This is a genomic window from Chitinophaga sp. RAB17, assembly GCF_052114225.1.
Taxonomy (GTDB): domain Bacteria; phylum Bacteroidota; class Bacteroidia; order Chitinophagales; family Chitinophagaceae; genus Chitinophaga.
The window spans coordinates 407,036-426,415 of sequence record NZ_JBFREI010000006.1 but is presented as its reverse complement, the minus strand read 5'-3'; the positions used below and the strand labels follow the sequence as shown (position 1 = coordinate 426,415).

At 44.9% G+C, this 19,380-nt stretch carries 11 protein-coding genes; 8 read left to right on the top strand and 3 right to left on the bottom strand.

Features of this window, described 5'->3' with window-relative positions:
* Positions 1 to 4: 4 nt before the first annotated feature.
* The 8 genes from AB4Z08_RS21390 (at position 5) to AB4Z08_RS21355 (ending at position 14,805) form a co-directional block, all read left to right on the top strand.
* Complete coding sequence (locus AB4Z08_RS21390; protein ID WP_441575819.1) at positions 5 to 2,263, top strand: DUF7133 domain-containing protein; 2,259 nt, start codon at positions 5 to 7, stop codon at positions 2,261 to 2,263.
* Positions 2,264 to 2,555: 292 nt separating this feature from the next.
* Positions 2,556 to 4,646, top strand: coding sequence for a family 20 glycosylhydrolase (locus AB4Z08_RS21385; protein WP_441575818.1), 2,091 nt, complete (start codon positions 2,556 to 2,558; stop codon positions 4,644 to 4,646).
* Positions 4,647 to 5,060: 414 nt separating this feature from the next.
* A complete protein-coding gene (locus AB4Z08_RS21380; protein WP_441575817.1) occupies positions 5,061 to 5,630 on the top strand; it encodes an RNA polymerase sigma factor in 570 nt (189 codons plus the stop codon).
* An 86-nt stretch (positions 5,631 to 5,716) separates the two neighbouring features.
* On the top strand, positions 5,717 to 6,871 hold the full coding sequence (locus AB4Z08_RS21375; RefSeq protein ID WP_441575816.1) for a FecR family protein: 1,155 nt from the start codon (positions 5,717 to 5,719) through the stop codon (positions 6,869 to 6,871).
* Positions 6,872 to 7,040: 169 nt separating this feature from the next.
* Positions 7,041 to 10,484 (top strand): TonB-dependent receptor, encoded by a 3,444-nt coding sequence (locus AB4Z08_RS21370; RefSeq protein WP_441575815.1) that lies wholly within the window; start codon positions 7,041 to 7,043, stop codon positions 10,482 to 10,484.
* Positions 10,485 to 10,543: 59 nt separating this feature from the next.
* On the top strand, positions 10,544 to 12,436 hold the full coding sequence (locus AB4Z08_RS21365) for a RagB/SusD family nutrient uptake outer membrane protein (protein ID WP_441575814.1): 1,893 nt from the start codon (positions 10,544 to 10,546) through the stop codon (positions 12,434 to 12,436).
* A 61-nt stretch (positions 12,437 to 12,497) separates the two neighbouring features.
* Positions 12,498 to 13,703 carry a DUF4959 domain-containing protein gene (locus AB4Z08_RS21360; protein WP_441575813.1) on the top strand — a complete coding sequence of 402 codons (1,206 nt, stop codon included), beginning with the start codon at positions 12,498 to 12,500 and terminating at the stop codon, positions 13,701 to 13,703.
* Positions 13,704 to 13,731: 28 nt separating this feature from the next.
* Entirely contained in the window at positions 13,732 to 14,805 is a 1,074-nt protein-coding gene (locus tag AB4Z08_RS21355; protein WP_441575812.1) for a DUF4998 domain-containing protein, read from the top strand.
* An 83-nt stretch (positions 14,806 to 14,888) separates the two neighbouring features.
* On the opposite strand, the gene AB4Z08_RS21350 is transcribed toward AB4Z08_RS21355, so the two are convergent.
* The 3 genes from AB4Z08_RS21350 to AB4Z08_RS21340 are packed head-to-tail and all read right to left on the bottom strand — an operon-like array spanning position 14,889 to position 19,338.
* On the bottom strand, positions 14,889 to 15,230 hold the full coding sequence (locus AB4Z08_RS21350; RefSeq protein ID WP_441575811.1) for a hypothetical protein: 342 nt from the start codon (positions 15,228 to 15,230) through the stop codon (positions 14,889 to 14,891).
* Positions 15,231 to 15,259: 29 nt separating this feature from the next.
* Positions 15,260 to 17,497: a glycoside hydrolase family 95 protein gene (locus tag AB4Z08_RS21345; RefSeq protein WP_441575810.1), complete on the bottom strand. Its 2,238-nt coding sequence runs from the start codon at positions 17,495 to 17,497 to the stop codon at positions 15,260 to 15,262.
* Positions 17,497 to 19,338 (bottom strand): glycoside hydrolase family 36 protein, encoded by a 1,842-nt coding sequence (locus tag AB4Z08_RS21340; RefSeq protein ID WP_441575809.1) that lies wholly within the window; start codon positions 19,336 to 19,338, stop codon positions 17,497 to 17,499. Before AB4Z08_RS21340 ends, AB4Z08_RS21345 begins: the two co-directional genes overlap by 1 nt.
* Positions 19,339 to 19,380 lie beyond the last annotated feature (42 nt).

Below are 19,380 nucleotides of genomic sequence, written 5' to 3'. Positions count from 1 at the left end.
GACCATGAAAAAGAAAATATGGGTGATAGCTGCGCTATCTGGTTTCAGTCTTTTTATTTATCAATGCAAGGTCGCTGAAAAAAGCACCCGTATTAAACGGGATGCAGCCGGCAACATCCTGGTGAATCCATCTCCGTCTCCCGCCTATAAATCACCTAAAGAAAGCCTGCAATCCATACAGGTCCCTGCTGGTTATCACTTACAATTGGTAGCCAGTGAACCTATGATCAAGGAGCCGGTAGCTATTGTATGGGACGGTAACGGCCGTATGTATGTAGCGGAAATGCGGACCTACATGCAGGACATCAATGGCACAGGCCAGCAACAGCCTATCTGTCGTATTTCCATGCTGGAAGATACCAACGGAGACGGCACGATGGATAAAAGCAGTGTTTTCATCGACAGCCTTGTGTTGCCCCGTATGATGCTTTGCATTGGCCACAAACTGCTGGTAAATGAAACGTTTACTTACAACATCTGGAGCTATACGGATACAAATGGAGATGGTATAGCAGACAGCAAAGAACTGGTTTACAAAAATAACAGACCGGATACCCGTAACCTCGAACACCAGAAAAGCGGATTGGTATGGAACCTCGATAACTGGATATATGTGAGCTGTGACCCGGTAAGATACCACTACTCCAAAGGCAGGCTGGTTCCGGACACCCTGACAAATTCACCGGGCGGCCAATGGGGACTTGGTAACGATGACTATGGACGTCTGTTCTTTTCAGCTGCAGGCGCTGAGATCCCGGCCCTGGGATTTCAGATTAATCCGGCATATGGCTCCCTGAATTTCCAGGATCAATACAACGAAGACTTCCTCGCAGTATGGCCTATCATTGCCACCCCGGATGTGCAGGGCGGATTAAAACGTTTGCGTGCAGATACTACCCTTAATCACTTCACCGCTGCCTGCGGACAATCCGTTTACAGAGGAGATGCTCTTCCGGCAGACCTGAAAGGAGATCTTTTGATCTGCGAACCAGTGGGCCGCTTAATCAGGCGGGCAAAAATAACAGAAGAAGGTGGTAAAACGATCCTGAAAAATGCCTATGAAGCTCACCAGGAATTTATCACCTCCTATGACATGAACTTCCGGCCTGTAAATACAGCTACCGGTCCTGATGGCTGCCTCTATATCGTAGATATGTACCATGGAATTATCCAGGAAGCTACCTGGACAGCAGAAGGCAGCTTCCTGCGCCCCCGCATTCTGCAAAAAGGACTGGAGAAAAATATCGGACGCGGTCGCATCTACCGGCTGGTACATGATCATTACAAAGCCGATGATAAGCCACAGTTACTCGATGCTCCCGCCAATAAATTGCTTGCCTGTCTCGACCATCCCAATGGCTGGTGGAGAGAAAATGCACAAAAAGAAATCATCGTCCATGGTGATCTCTCCGTTGTCCCTGAACTTAAAACCATTGCCATTGGCAAGCACGCTACCATCGGAAAAAATACCGGCGCCCTGGCGCGTATTCATGCACTGTGGACCCTTGAAGGGCTAAATGCCATAGATAAACAAACGTTGTTCACGGCGATGAAAGATAGCGCCGCAGAGGTAAGAAAAACCGCTGTATGGATCAGCGAATCTTTTTTAAAGAAAGATGATGAAGAAGTACTTCATCATATAGCAGCCATGCAAAACGATCCATCGGCCGCCGTACAGGTGCAGCTGGTACTTTCACTGGCCAGCACTAAATCTGCCGGAGCTATGGACATACAAAAGTCCATAGTAAATGCTTCCGCTTATCCGAACATGCTAATCAGTGCGACCCACAGCGCAGAAGTAAATGCCAACACCAAACTATTTGGCAGCCGTCTTGCAAATATGCCGGCAGCACATCGTAACCTGATCCTCAATGGTGCCAATATCTATAAACAACTCTGCTCTACCTGCCACGGGCCGGATGGTAAAGGTATCATCGTTGGCGGCGGCAGCGCAGCGGCGCCACCATTCGTAGGTTCCAATCGTGTAAACGGCAACAAAGCACTGATGACTAAAATATTGCTCAATGGCTTATCAGGTCCTATTGATGGCAAGTCATTTACCGATGTAATGGCTCCATTCGGCGCTTCCAATACCGATGAATGGGTAGCTTCCATTTTAAGCTATGTACGTTACAACTTCGGAAAATATGACAAAGGTAAATCGCCGATAGTGGAAGTAGACGATGTCCGGAAGATCCGATCAGAAGTAGCCGGCAGAGATCAGCTCTGGACGCTTGATGAACTGGAAAAGATGACGAAGTAGTCATGTCTGATCAACCTTTTTATCATCATCCCTACCCGCGATAATTTGCAGTCAGGCTAATCAAATAAGGTCCGCCAGGCTTATACCGGTATCATTTCCCGGCAGGCTATGGCGGGCCTTTTTCTTTGCCAGGAACAGATACCTGCGGGGATATTTCAACAACCTCATTGTTTTTTTGGAGTGGAGGTAAATTTCTCACTGACTTTTATGTTCTTTGTATATTTAAGTGAACAGGAATTTACACCATCCAGCAAAAATTCCCAACGAAGCATCATCAGTATCAAAAGAACATATGAAAAAATACTTCCTCATTGCCGCCTGTATTTGCAGGACGTTTATACTCGGTGCTCAGTCAGGAGCAGCCAACCCGGTCCCCTTTGTGATTCCCAACCTGCAGGAATGGAAAGGCGGTTATGGACAGTTCACACTTCAATCATCAACAGCTATTGTAATGGAGGAAACTTCCGCCAATCAGCTGCTTGCTACTGCAAAAATTCTGCAAAAAGATCTGCAATTGCTCACCGGCAACGCTGCATACCCCATAAAGACAGGTGTTCCCGGCACAGGCGATATTTTCCTCAGTCTGCATGCTACCGATGCCACACTTGGCCAGGAAGGATATTTGCTGACAGCCAACCTAACATCCCTTCATATTTCGGCCTTGTATACACGCGGTTTATTTTGGGGTACCCGAACACTTTTACAGGTATTGGAACAGGATAAACAGCACCTTCATTTCCCTTCCGGCACCACTAAAGATTATCCCCGCTATTCAATCCGCGGATTTGTGCTGGATGATGGCCGGAAGTTTTTCAGTCTTGACTTCCTGCGTCAATATGTGAAGCTGATGGCTTACTACAAAATGAATGATTTCCATATACACCTTAATGACAACGGCTTTTATAAACACTTCGGCAAAAACTGGGATAGCACCTACGCAGCCTTCCGCCTGCAAAGCGATACCTATCCAAACCTGACCGCAAAAGACGGATCCTATACTAAACAGGAGTTCAGAGAGCTGCAGGCATTGGCCACCTCCTATGGCGTGAATATAGTGCCTGAAATTGATGTGCCGGCACATTCGCTCGCATTCACTCATTTTCGTCCGGAAATAGGCAGCAAAAAATTTGGTATGGACCATCTGGACCTCGATAACCCGGTTACTTACCAGGTCATTGACAGTGTTTTCATGGAATACCTGGAGGGACCGGACCCTGTTTTCTCTGGCCCTGAAGTCCACATAGGCACCGATGAATATGATAAATCTTCCGCAGAGCAGTTTCGTGCTTTTACGGATCATTACATACGACTGGTAGAACGCTACGGCAAAAAAGCAAGACTATGGGGCGCCCTTACTCATGCAAAAGGCAACACGCCCGTGAAAGTGAAAGATGTTACCATGAACGTTTGGTACAATGGCTACGCTGATCCTGTGGAAATGAAAAAAGCAGGATATGATATCATCTCTACTCCGGATGGCTGGCTCTATATTGTTCCTGCTGCCGGCTATTATTATGACTATCTCAACCTGCCCATGCTTTACAAAAAATGGGAACCTGTTCAGGTAGGAGATGTACGTTTCAAAGATCAGGACCCTCAGATCAAAGGAGGCTCCTTTGCCGTTTGGAATGATGTGGTAGGTAATGGCATCACGGAAAAAGATGTGCATGACAGGGTATTCCCCGCCATGCAGGTGTTATCTCAGAAAATGTGGCGTGGTACGGATACCACACAGCTCTATGATGTTTTTGCCAAAAAGGCTTCCGCGATCGGAGAAGGTCCGGGCGCCAACATGCGTGGAAAAGTAGCCGGCGAAACAGACCTTGTATTAGACTACGACTTACGCAAGGGCAACAGCAAAGATCGTTCAGGCAATAAAAGGCATATTGTTAAAACCATCCATTCAGATAACAAAAAAGATGGCCTGCAATTGAATGGCGGCAGGAGCTTCGCTCAAACACCTGTACAGGAAATCGGATATAATTATACGGTGGCATTTACCATTAAACCAGATATGAATAATGATCCGAACGCTACCCTGTTTAGTTCCCCGGGATCCACTGTTAAACTGAAGCAGCAGCAAACCGGTAAACTGGGCTTTTCCCGGGAAGGATATGACTATGTATTTGATTATGTAGTGCCCGCAGGCAAATGGACAACATTAGCTATCAGTGGCGACCATAAAGGTACACGTCTGTACGTGGATGGTAAATTGCTACAAAGTCTGAAGGCGCAGCGGATCAGTTTTGCCGGCACAAAAGATTCCATGACAAAGGTACAGACCTTGTTTTTCCCCTTGCAGCATATAGGAGATACTGCCCATGCTTTCAAAGGAAGCATCCGGGATCTGAAAGTGTGGAATGTTGCTGACAAATTAAAATAAACCAGGTATTTATTTCAAACAGGTAAATCACTTACTTTCCAGGTGCCGGCAAACTATCGCCGGCACCTTTATTATTTTTCCATCTCCTAAAACCATTACAATGTTGATCATTATCAATGCTATTTTGATCTCAATGCTGAAACTATTGCACAACAATCACCTCATAACGACAGACGCATATTCGTTAAAACCCTTCTGCAAAGCGGCATAAGCCTTTAATGGCAAATAAAAAGAATCTCATCTCCCCTATTTACCCAATCTGTATCTGTCCACCGGTACATATCAACATAGCAAAACAATTACTACTTTTATTTCGGCCATCAGATACAAAATCTCTAAGTCCATATTTTTTCTGATAAATTCATTTCTATTTCAATAATGATTTCGCTACCCAGCTCGCCTACTGATGATTCGATGCTATTAATACAAATGGCAGCCGGAAACGAAAATGCGTTCCAGCAGCTATTCAACACCTATTCCGACAGGATTTACGGTGTAGCATTTACGTATACCAAATCCATCGAGATGTCGGAAGAAATCGTACAAGATGTATTCCTTACTATATGGGTAAAAAGATCAACACTGTCTGCTATTAGAAATTTCTCAGACTATTTATTTATCATTGCGCGCAACAAGATAATTAATACGTTACGTCGCAGTAAACTCGAAAAATCCTATCTGCTGCAACCTTCTGATACTCACGATGATCTTACACCCACACCAGAGCAGCTATATCATTTTAAAGAAACCAGGCGTATCATCGAAAATGCGATCAATCTACTGCCGCCACAACAAAAGCTGATATATCAACTCAATCAGCTACAGGGAATACCCCTTGGCGAAATAGCCATAAAGCTGGGCCTGTCGAGGAACACGACCAGGAACCATTTGTCCAGGGCCATGCTCTTTATCCGTCACTATGTACAGCAACATTCAGATGATTGCTATGTAATTTTTCTTCTCCTTCTATTAAAATTTCGATAAAATAATTTTTTCCACTGGTACAATCAATACATCTGATTGTCTTTATAGTAGAAGAGCTATATTTTATCAACCACTAGTGAATCATTATGTCAAAATTCCACAGCTTACTGGAAAGATATCTGAATGGAGATCTTTCTGATAATGAGTTACTAGAATTACAGCAGATGCTCCCTATGCATCTGGAAGAATTAACAGCAACAGTAACCGGCGACCTGGAATCCGGTAGATTTGATGGGCTGACAGATGCTGATCAACGGCACTCGATGTACATTAAAATAATGGAGCATCCGCAATACCAGTCGAAAAAGAAAGGCTCCGTTCATTTGCTGCAACGGCTGCTGGCGGCGGCGTGTGTAATCATACTGATAGCTACTGCGGGCTGGCTGGTACACCAGAGAAATCACGCTATAGAAAAAAGGGAAATTGTTGCTGTAAAACAACCGGTTAGTACAACCGGTAAAAATGCCATTCTCACACTTGCTGATGGAACTCCCATAAAACTGGACAGCATTCAGAATGGACTGCTCGCCCGGCAGGGAAATTCTCTTGTATTAAAACAGAAAAACGGACAGCTTGCCTATAATTCATCCGGGAAACCAACAACGGAAATAGTATACAACACTGTCTCTACGCCCAAGGGAGTAATGTATACAATAATACTGCCTGATAGCAGTGAAGCCACGCTCAACGCCTTTTCATCCATTCGTTTTCCCACTTCATTCACAGGTAGTAAAAGAACCGTTGAAATCACCGGCGAAGTATATTTTAAAGTACATAAAAACAGTATGGCCCCTTTTATTGTAAAACTGCACCAGGCGGAAGTACAGGTGTTGGGCACCAGTTTTAACATCAATGGCTATGAAGACGAAGAAGCGCTGAAAGTAACTTTATTGGAAGGTGCAGTAAGAGTAGGAACAGGAACTGAAACCATCTCTCTTAAACCCCGGCAACAAGCCCGCATCACCCGCAATGGCACAAGTATTTTAAACGAAGTAGATGTAGAGGATATTTTATCCTGGCAAAAAGGGTTCTTCCTTTTTAAAGGGCAAACATTGCCGGAAATCATGCGGCAGGTAAGCCGCTGGTATGATGTAGAAATAACCTATGAAGGGCCTGTCACTGAAAAACATTTTACAGGTATTGTAAGCAGAACCGAGGATATATCGGAAATACTAAAATTCATGCAGTTGGCAGGTATAAAATTCAGGAACAATGGAAAAAAAATCACAGTAATACAATAGAATAAAATTTACCGGTTCAAAATAAAAACCGCTCCGTGTGCGAGACGGAACGGTGTGTAGTTTGAGCTAATCTTCCGGACATGGGTCCGGGAGCGGATATCTCTATGCAATAAATCAATTCTTCACCCAAACTCCACCAGGTGTAAACCGTGGTGGCAAAACCAAAATTATGAATTTTAAAGCACATTTACCTGTCCGCGTAAGGTGGAGAGTAATTACTCAAACATTACTGATAATGAATCTCACTGCAGCAATACTGGTTATCGCCGGTCTCCACGTCAGCGCCGCAACTTTCGGCCAAAAAGTGACATTATCTGAAAAGAATGTCTCCTTTAAAAAAATTGTAACCGAAATCCGCAAGCAAACCGGGTATAAGTTCTTCTTTGAAGACGAGCTGATAAATAAGGTTGGCCGGATAGACATTGACGTCCATAACGTTTCTATTGACGAGGCTTTAAAGCGCTGTTTTGAAAGTTCCGACATTGGATATTTCATATCCAAAAATACCATTGTGGTGATGGAAAAAGAACACTCCATCTCCACTACTACCGCCCCGCTTCCACCGTTGGAACTTAAAGGGATTGTCGTGGACGAAAATGATCAGCCCCTTCCCGGAGCTTCCGTAAAAGTAAAAGGCACCGACAAGGGCGTTTCTACTGATGCAAATGGACGCTTCAGTCTGCAGGTACCAGGTATAGGCAGTAAACTGGTGATTTCATTCATCGGGTATGAATCCCTTGAACTACCGGTAACCAATGCAGGCCCTTTACGGATTGTATTGAAAAGCTCCACAGCAAAGGTGGATGAAGTAGTGGTAGTAGCACACGGTAAACTAAAGAAAAAAGAAATGGTGGGTGCAGTAACTACCATCAAACCAGGCGAGCTGAAAATACCCTCCAGTAACCTCACCAATGCGCTGGCAGGAAAACTCGCCGGTATTATTGCCTATCAGCGAAGTGGGGAACCAGGATATGATAACGCTGATTTCTTTGTCAGAGGAGTCACCACTTTTGGTTATCGCAAATCTCCATTGATCCTGATCGATAACATCGAAACAAGTACCACCGATCTCGCCCGGCTACAGGTAGATGATATCGCCAGTTTTTCCATCATGAAAGATGCCACCGCCACCGCGCTATATGGATCAAAAGGCGCCAACGGAGTTATTTTAATCACTACCAAAGAAGGTAAGGAAGGCAATGTCAATCTTTCCTTCCGGGCGGAAAATTCCCTGTCTCAATCTACCAGGAATGTACAGTTGGCAGATCCGGTCACTTATATGGAACTGGCCAATGAAGCCGTGCTGACCCGGAACCCGCTCGGTGGATTGCTCTACTCTAAAGATAAAATCGAAAACACGAAAACAGGTTTGGATCCGGTAGTATTTCCAGCCACAGACTGGCAGGAAAAACTGTTGAAAAAATCAACCATGAACCAACGTTACAATCTTTCTGTAAACGGTGGCGGAAGAGTGGCCAGATACTATGTATCCGGCTCTATGAATGTTGATAATGGTATCCTGAAAGTTGACAGAAAAAGTAACTTCAACAGCAATTCCCGGCTAAAGTCCTACTCTATCAGGAGTAACATCAATATTAATCTTACGCCGACCACGGAAATGATTGCCAGGTTATCCGGCAGCTTTGACGACTACAACGGACCTGTTTCAGGTGGCCAGGATATCTACAATCAAATCATGCAGTCCAACTCCGTATTGTTTCCTGCCTACTACGAACCTACGGAAGAAACAAAATATGTAAAACACATCATGTTCGGTAATGCGGCAGATGGACGATACAATAATCCATATGCAGATCTCCAGAAGGGATACAAACAGTTCAATCGTTCCAACATCAATGCGCAGATTGCCCTTAACCAAAAATTATCATTTATCACGCAGGGACTATCTGCAAGAGGAATGCTGAATATCCAGAGAAGCGCTTACTTCTCTGTTTCAAGGGCATATAGTCCATTCTACTACCTGGCATACAATTACGATTATGCAGCAAAAAGCTACTCACTCAAACCGATCAACCAGGAAGCCGATCAGTCGCAAGCTCCTGTTGGTACAGAATACCTGGATTACAAAGAAGGAGATAAAACCCTTTCTTCTGATTTCTATGGAGAACTGGCGCTGGATTACCGCCGGGAATTCAATAAAGTACATAGTGTAAGCGGCACGCTGGTGGGAATCGCCAAAAATAGCCTGACCGGGAACGCCAAAGACCTGCAAAGCTCCCTGCCGTTCAGAAATCTGGGGCTGTCAGGCCGCGTTACCTATCTCTACGACAGCAGATACGCAGCGGAATTCAACTTCGGCTATAACGGATCGGAACGTTTCTATAAAACACACCGCTTTGGCTTCTTCCCATCTGCAGGCGTGGCCTATACTGTTTCCAATGAAAAGTACTGGGATAAGCTTAAGGATATCGTCACTAAACTAAAACTCAGGGCCACTTATGGATTTGTTGGTAACGATGCTATCGGGAGTCCTACCGATCGCTTCTTCTATCTCTCCAACGTAAACATGAACAGCAGTGACAGGGGAATGCAATTCGGCACATTGAAAAACTACGGCCTGAGTGGCATTGATATTTCCAGGTATGCCAACAATGATATCACCTGGGAAAAGGCCAGGAAAACCAATATCGGCATGGAAGCCAGCTTCTTTGACAAACTGAATATCGACATGGATGTTTACCATGAAAACAGGACCAACATCCTGATGACCAGGTCTTCTGTACCCACTACGATGGGGCTGTCTGCTGAGCTGAAAGCCAATATCGGGAAAGCGTCTTCTCAGGGTATAGATGTAGCCATCGATTACTCCCAAAACATCACTAAAAAATGGTGGGCGAAAGGAATGGCCAACTTTACCTATGCCACCAGTCAGTTTAAAGTGTATGAGGAACCTCAATATCCGGAACAGAACAAACTGCACGTTGGTCATTCACTTTCACAGCAGTGGGGTTACATCGCTGAACGCCTGTTCGTAGATGACCTGGACGCCAAAAATTCGCCCGTGCAGAATTTTGGCCCCTATGGCGGCGGCGATATTAAGTACAGAGATGTAAACGGAGATGGTAAGATTACTGAGCTGGATCAATGCCCGATCGGGTTTCCTACCACACCGGAAATTGTATACGGTTTTGGTGCTTCCTCCGGATACGGCAGATTCGATTGCTCCATCTTTTTCCAGGGCCTGGCCAGGGAATCTTTCTGGATCGATGCAAAAGCAACCTCCCCGTTTGTAAAGGAACAAAGTCAATTGCTGGATGTATGGGCCCAAAATCACTGGAGTGAAGACAACAGGAATATATATGCATTATGGCCCAGACTTAGTACCGATGTGAACGCAAACAATACCCAGACAAGCACCTGGTTCATGAGAAACGGCGCATTGCTGCGTATAAAGTCTATCGAAATTGGCTACACGCTTTCCAACAACCTGATGAAAAGACTACGCTTATCGAATGCCAGATTCTACCTGAATGGCTCCAATCTTTTCACATTCAGCAAATTCAATTTATGGGATGTGGAAATGGGAGGAAATGGATTGGGATACCCCATTCAACGTGTCATCAACATAGGCGCTACGTTATCACTTAAATAAATCCGCACCTGGTTTTCCAGCGAACGCATTAATTTCTTACAATATCAAAAGCATCAACAATGAAGATTCTAAAAAAGATGATGGTCATCATCATCATTGTATTATGCGGTCACTCCTGCAGTAAGTTCCTTGATATCATACCGGACGATGTGGCCACACTCGATCAGGCTTTCCAGTTAAGAGCTACCGCCAAAAAATACCTGTTTACCTGCTATTCCTATTTACCAAAACTGGCAAGTGAATCAGACAACTATACCTTCCTGGGCTCCAGGGAAATTGCCACGCCCTACCCTGGTTCGCAGTCCGGCGTTCCCAATAGCATTATGGAATTATGCTACGACTACCAGAATGTTGTAAACCCTATCTGCAATAACTGGGACGGACTAAACGGAGGAAGGGCCTATTTCGTTGCCATCCGCACCTGTAATACTTTCCTGGACAACATCGGCAAAGTACCCGATATACAGGAGAGTGAAAGAAAAAGGTGGATAGCGGAAATAAAAGTATTAAAAGCCTACTATCACTTTTTGCTGCTGCGCATGTATGGCCCTATCCCTATTATCAAAAATAATATTGCGGTATCGGCCGATGTAAACGCCGTAAAAGTAAAACGTGATCCGGTGGATGAAGGTGTCAATTATATCACCCAACTGGTAGATGAATCGACCCCGGACCTGCCACTCACCATTGCCAATCAGAGAGAAGAACTGGGCCGCATCACCCAACCCATTGCCCTGGCCATAAAAGCCTATGCATTAGTATTAGGTGCCAGCCCTCTTTTTAACGGCAACGCAGATTATGCAGGATTAAAAAATAAAGATGGTCAGGCCCTGGTGAGTACCGTTTCAGATAACACGAAATGGACGAAAGCTGCCACCGCCTGTGCAGAAGCCATCAGCTCCGCCAATAGTGCAGGCTTCACCCTTTACTACTTCACCAAACCATTCGACCTCAATACCATCGGAGATACCACCAAAAAATGTATGGATATCCGTTGCGCCCTTACGGAAGAATGGAACCAGGAAAACATCTGGACCTTTACCAACGCAACAACATCAAGCCTGCAACGTCAGTGCGCTCCCCGCAATGACGTATACTCCTACACCATTGCTTTATGGGCCGCTAATATGAATGCCTGCGAAATGTTCTATACAGGAAATGGTGTGCCTATTGAGGAGGATATTACCTGGGATTATGCCAACAGGTATAGCACGCTAAAAACCGTTCCGGAATCCATGCGCAGCATTTTGAAACCCAACTATACCACTTCGGCTTTTAATATGAACAGGGAATACCGGTTCTATGCCGACCTGGCATTCGATGGATCTTCCTTCTTTATGAAACAACGACCCAGTGAAGACAATTTACTTTACATCAATACGATGTGGGGATCTTCTTCCGCCAATACACTTTCCAGGTATTCATTTACAGGTTACTGGCCCAAAAAACTCGTTAGCTGGAAAACTTCCGGCGATGGCGGATCATATACACCAGACGCCTATGCATGGCCAGCCATCCGCCTGAGCGGGCTTTACCTGATGTACGCAGAAGCACTCAACGAGGCAGAAGGCCCTTCCGCTAAAGCATATCAGTATATCGATGAAGTAAGGAAACGCGCAGGACTTAATGGAGTAGTAGCCTCCTGGGCCGCCTATTCCAGGAATGCCGCAAAACCATCGTCCAAAGAGGGTTTCAGAAGCATCATTCAACAGGAAACCATGATCGAATTTATTTTTGAAGGCGAAAACTACTGGAACATGCGCCGCTGGAAAAGACTGGACCTGATCAACCGACCTATCACCGGATGGGATGTATCGCAAAGTAAACCAGGTACATTCTATCGTATGAGAACGATCTATCAGCCTCATAATACCTACAAGGATTTTCTCTCCCCTATCAGGGAAGATAACCTGTATATCAATCCTAATCTTGTACAGAATCCATTATGGTAATGCATTCCACCCACTGAGGCATTCAGGGGAAAATGATCACATCTCACCAAAAAATAAAATGATGAAAAAAACACTGGTTATACTAACGCCTATTCTATTCATCCTGTTATGTGCTACGATATACTCGTGCCAGAAACAAACAGGCACCAACCTTGACCCTATTTATAAAAGCGATAAAAAGCCACCTGTAGTAACGAATATCCATGTCATCAATTTTGCCGGAGGCGCCTGGATTACCTACGATATTCCGGCAGATCCCGAGATACTCTATGTTCAGGCAGATTACATGGTCAATAAAACGACGGCACAGCAGGCAAAAGTCTCCTATTATACAGATACCCTGAAAGTAGCAGGGTTTGAAAAAGCAGGTGAATACAAAGTATCACTCTATGCTGTCAGCCGTAGTGAAGTAAAATCAGATCCCGTAACGGTAACTGTAAACCCACTCACGCCTCCTTACATCACGGTAAAGTCCACCCTGAAAATCCTGGCCGATTTCGGAGGCGCTAATATCCAGTTCAGTAATCCAATGGAAAATGAAATCGCCATTGTAGCACTGGTAGATACTACCGGCAAACCGGAATACCTGTATACCAACTACACCAAAGATTCCTCAGGTAACTTTTCTGTTCGCGGATTCACCGCAAAAGAAAGAAAATTCGGCGCTTACGTGAGAGACAGATGGGGAAATGTATCCGATACGGTATGGACAAACGTTCAATCCATGAATGAGGTGGAACTAGACCGAACCAAAATGAAGGCCCTGTTCCTGAGTGGAGATCAGCAGTCCTGCTGTGGGTCCAACCTTGATGTTCCGCTCTCCAATCCTTACAAAGCAGGTGATCATTCTTTTTACGGCGGAAGAGGCGTGAATGATTCAACGCCCGCACGCATTACTATAGACCTCGGACAACCAGTAACATTGAGCCGGTTCAGGTATTGGATGCGTTCAAATGGTGGCGCAGAATTCAAAAATGGAACACTCCGTTTCTTTAAAGTATATGGCAGCCTGAATCCTAATCCGAATGGCGCACTGGATAATTCCTGGACACAACTGGGAGGTGTATACGAACTCGTGAAGCCATCCGGCTTGCCCTACGGACAGCTGAATAGCGCAGATTACGAAGTAGTGAACAATGGCGCGGAGTTCGTTCTCCCATTACCTGCCATCTCCATCCGCTATTTCCGGATTGTCGTTCTGCAAAACTTCAGTGGCGGAGACGGCGTAGAAATATACTCTCTTAAGTTCATGGGAGATTACAGATAAATAAATTTTCCGCAAAAAAATATTCCATATGAAGAAAATACTTTGCGCGCTAACCGCACTTTCCTGTTGCTTTTCATCCTGCACCAAAATGGATGATGAGTACAAACCATACCTTACAAACGGAGAAATTTTTTATACCGGCGCTCCCTATAATCTTGAAACACATGCAGGGAGAGGCAGGATAGAAATTCAGTTTACCCAATCGAAAGATCCTAATATTACCAGGTATGTTATTTACTGGAACAATAACAAAAATAAACTGGAAGTCGCGCCTGATAAAAATGTAATACAGAAAGTGATTGTCAACGACCTGCCGGAGGGTGATTATACCTTTCAGATCGTAGCCCTGGACAAAGCAGGGAACTCCTCTACGCCAGGATCTGCCATTACTACCGGAAGCGCACTGGGAGCTACGTACGAAAGCAATCTCCTGGTGAGGCGAATGGCTGCATCAAACAGTAAAGCAGGTATCATCCTTGATTGGGCGTCAGCAGATACCACCTGCAAATACACGATGGTATCTTATGTTGATAATACCAATAAAACGATCTCAAAAAAGGTGCAGGACAACAGCGCTTTTCGTGATACCCTTGCTGACATTAAGCAGACTGCTACATCTCTACAGTTAAAAACAGCCTATGTGCCGCTGAAAGGAATCGATACTTTCTACGCTACACAAACGGTTCAGATTAACCTGGCAGCCGCCGGCTATATCTGTACCGGCAGTATGACAGATTATACCAGCGCCACATTAACAGGTCCCTACCCCTGGAACACAACACTGCGGATAATCAGTCTTTACCAACTGGAGCTGGTGGATGATGACAATTCGCACGATGTATTTCATAAAATCATCAGTGGTGGAACTGCCTCCTATTATGGCGCATTTGGCGTTGTTTTCAACATGGATAATACCTTCCATATTATCAGTGTTGTCAACAAATATGGTCAGCCATCCTCCAACGGCCGTTCTGCGGAACTGGATCCCTCAGGCGTCAACCAATTCGATCCCGTTTCCAAAACACTCAAAGTAAAGTACTGGATGAATCAACCGGGTGCCACTCATCGCACCTCCTTTGATGAAACTTTTACAATGAAGTAGCGAAGACGATTGAAAATAGCAATAACAAAGGGGGCTTTCCAGCCCCCTTTAATTTTTACATACCCCGTTTGAAGAATAATATGCTATCCAAATATAGGATTGCCTTCCAGAAATATTCTGTGTAAAACAGCAGAAAAAACGATCGATGAAAATAGTACTATCCCCGCTGTCAATATTAAGTCGGTCATTAAGTATTTTGAAAAAGAGGCCCCGCCTTTACTACTTATTTCTCCATTTCTCACCCCTTTTACGAGAAAGAAAGCCTTGAAAAAAAACAATGCCGCAATTAATAAGAAAATAGTTCCAACAATAAGGTTAATCACCAGCACATTGCTGCTTAAAACAATACTCCCAATAGTAAACAAGCCTATCAAAGACCATAGGAGTACATTCAGCCAGGATGCTATTATGTATATTCTTATCATACTTAAAATTTTATCAGCCATTCATGCTTTTATCCTCTTTCGCTTTCTATCAGTTTCCGCTCTCCATTTACACGAATCCATACCTTTCCTCCTGCTGTTGAGCTGATCTTATACTTTGTAACTTTTCCGTTTTCCCAGGTGCAATCTACCGTATATCCCCCACGGGCTTTCAGGCCTTTAAAAGATCCATTGGCGGCCCAGGTGGAAGGTATTCCCGGCAACAAATGTATTTCACCCGCATGGCTTTGTATTAACATTTCTGCAATGGCGCCACTGATGCCAAAGTTACCATCCAGCTGAAAAGGCGGATGATTCGTAAAGAGATTCGGTAAGGTGTTATAGGTAAGTAACCCACGCAGCATCGTCCCCGCCTTTTCGCCTTCACCCAGGCGTGCCCAGAGTGCACAGCGCCAGGGCCAGGTCCAGGAGCGGCGACTATCTCCAACAGTTGATTCCACCGTAAAAGTGGTGTTTACATTTTTTCCGTAGTTCCCACTCCGGCTGCGTAAAGAAATAATGGCGGCTTTTGCCAGGTCAGGGTTAAGGGTCATGCTGATCTGACGACCGGGATATACTGCAAACAGGTGTGAAGTATGCCGGTGCTGATCATCCGGGTCGTCCCTGTCTTCCTGCCATTCCTGTAGCTGTCCCCATTTACCGATTTTATTGGGTGCAAGGTGTGCCTGCATATCTGCTACCTTCGCCTGATATGACGAGTCGATACCCAGTGCTTTTGCAGCTTCCAGGTAATTTTGAAAAAGATCCCATACCAACTGCTGATCATGCATTACCCCATCTTCCCTGGGGCCATGCTCCGGCGACCAACCATTGGGCACCATCAGCATACCATCAGGCATTTTCTTAAGCTGATCTTCCCAAAAACCGCAAATCTCCTTTAAAACCGGATAAGCCGTGGTACGTAAATACTCCTTGTCCATGGTAAAAGCCCAATGCTCAAACACATGCTGACCATACCATGCACTGGCCGGAATATTCCATTCCCAGCCATTACCACCAAAAATACTCTGGCTGGTACGGGCGGTCCAGCCACGTACATTCTTCCCGAAAGCTTTTTGAGTTGCGATACGGCATGGCTCCTGGAAAGCTTTAATGAAATCAATCAATGGCAATTGACAATCAGATAAATTCGTGGATTCAGCCGCCCAGTAATTCATCTGAATATTGATGTTGTTGTGATAATCACTTGCCCAGGCCGGCGTATTACTGTTGTTCCACAAACCCTGCAGATTAGCTGGCAATCCACCTGCGCGGGAACAACTGGCCAACAGATAACGACCATACTGAAACATGGTTTCTTCCAGGTCGGGATCGGCACCACCCGCTGCATATTTTCCCAACCGGATATCTGTAGGCAATACCAGCAAATCATTGGTTGTTTTCCCTATATCAATAACGGCGGCGGCTGTAAGATGGGTGAGATCCTTCGTATGACGGCTGATTAATTTTTGATAACCGGTTTTTTGAGCAGCAGCTATTTCCTGCTCAACCAGGGGCATCGGATCTGTTCCACGCCACCCGGAATAATAGTCAGGCTTATAGTTGGTACGTGCATCCAGGTAAACAATAATCGTATTGCATTTTTGAAATACCCATGTATTACCTTCCAATGAAACACTACCACCTTCTGTAGCGATATGAAGCCTGGCCCCATACTTCAGGTGGTTAGGCATTTCGCCCAGAAAACTCAGTCCATTGGCATCCGCAGTACTCACTGCTCCCTGTGCTGATTGCAGGGAAATTTTACCGGACAAAGCCCCTTTTGTACTGGCCGTATATCTGAAAACAATTACCTGGTCTGGATGACTGGCAAAAGCTTCGCGCCGGAAACGGATACCATCTATTTCAAAAAATGTAGTGTGAACGCCGGTTTGAATATTCAAAGAACGTTGATATGCTGTGGCAACATCCCCATGATTAAAATCTATTACGAACTCCCCAAAATTACGATACGACCCAAAACCGTGATCCCCTGTCTGATAATCTCCGTCCCAATTGTTATCGCCACTCCAAAGACTCTGTTCATTAAACTGTATCCTATCGGTTTTAACGCCGCCATAAAGCATGGCACCCATTCTCCCGTTGCCAATGGGTAAAGCTTCGGCTTCCCATTTTCCGGCAGGTTTGACATACCATAACTCATCATGGTGTACACCCTCTGCCCTGGCACTCACTACAACAATCATCATTAACAGCCCTGCTAAATACTTACAAACACGCAGCTCCATACTACCAAATTGAGAATTCATTAATTTATAGTTTTTGCTTTTATTAACAACGCTGAATGTGGAGGTAAGTCTTTAACCTGGTATGTTCCATCATGCACACCAAGGTCGGTACCCAACCAATAATTCTCCAATGACGATTTAGATTTTAATTTTATCTTCAGTGAAACGGGCTTACTGTCATCCCAGTTCAGAAAATAATAATATTGTTCCGCACCCATATCCATACTTCCCGTTTCAAATTTATCACTCGTAAAACGGGCGCTCTTACCTGCGGGAGGTAACTGTTTCCGGATAATATCAAATTGTTTTTCCGAGAGACTGGCGTATTTATCACCCAGCAGCATCAAACCTCCCACAGCATGAACCACCGTGGCATGAAACAAAAATTCATTTGCCGTAAGTTCCGTCCCGGATTCACCATTTGGGCCCAATACTAAACAATCCGGATCGTTATACCATAATTTCCCGTTTTGCCAGGAACGCATCAGGTTTTCCCGGGCGGTTGCCTGAAAAGAATTCCAGTCTCTTGATACATCATTACTTGTACGACAGGCGGTTATTAAACCCAAAGAAGGCCATATGGGATTATTACACCCCAGGATAACGGTATTGCTGTCGCAGGCTTCCAGGATGGCTTTCATACCGGCGCGATAAGCTTCGATCCGGGTTGCGTTGGCATCATAATGAACCCCTTTGTGGATAGCACCCCAATAGTTGGCATCCAGCTTAAAATATTGTACGCCCCATTTTTCACGCATCGTTCTAACCACATACTTTAAATACTCCTGCGCATGTGGATTAGTCCCGTCCAACACATACCACGGGCCATTACGCCAACCGCCGAATCCTACGGTAGCCGAATTAAGCGGCTGCCCTGTGCTGTCTTTTACAAACCAGTCAGGATGTTCTGTGAATAGCTTCGATTTTTTTTCCGCAATAAAAGGAGCCAGCCATATCGCTGGCGTAAAACCGGCATTTCTAATTTCCGCCAGCGTACTTTCCAGTGAACCGTATCTCGGATTTTCGTCCAGCCAGTCCCCCATGTATGGCTGAAAACCATCATCAATCTGGATATATTTCACTGCCGGCAATTTAGCGGCAAAGCCCAGCATGTTTTCACGAATATCCTTTTGAGAAACGGAAGGGCCATAACAATACCAGGAACACCAGCCTGTAGGCACTTGCTTTCCAAAAATTGGCGGATGTTTTAACGCAATCTGTTGGGTTAATTCGTCATACAGCAAATTCTTATCAGTTCCAGCCAGTGCCATAAAATCTTCCAGTTCTACCCGCTGTCCGGGTGCTAATTTTAAGTGCTCTACGTCTACGGAAACAATTATCTTATTTGCTGAAAAACTGATACGCCCCATGAAGCGCTGGCAGGAGGAAAAAGCCAGCATTAAACATTCACCACCAGGTAAGGTTAAATTAAACATACCATATGCAGTAGGCATATGATGAGGCCCTACTACTTTATAGTGCCCTTCATCCGTATAACCGCCAATGTTTTGAGGATGCCCCAGGCTTCCCCCGGTTTGTGACAACATCTGGAATCCTTCACCATAAATCTGGCTATTGCTGTCCAGCACAGACCCATCTATTTCAAACAACACGATATTGTTGACATAGATGGTTTGTTTGCCATTGTTAACTACCGCCGAACGAACCATTTGATGGTCCCAGCTTCTGGTTATCGCCAAAGCGCTATTATCAATACGGTTTTCAGCCGCGTCTTCACAATATGCCCGCGACTTTTTCAAAAGAGCAACTATCTTTTTTGCGTCTCTTATTTTTTCAGCAGAAGCAGTTAAGGAAAGGGACACCATTGCACAGCAAAGAATAAGAACAAATCGTTTTTTCATTTTACATTTTTATCAGTTGTCTGAAACATTGACAGACGGCTT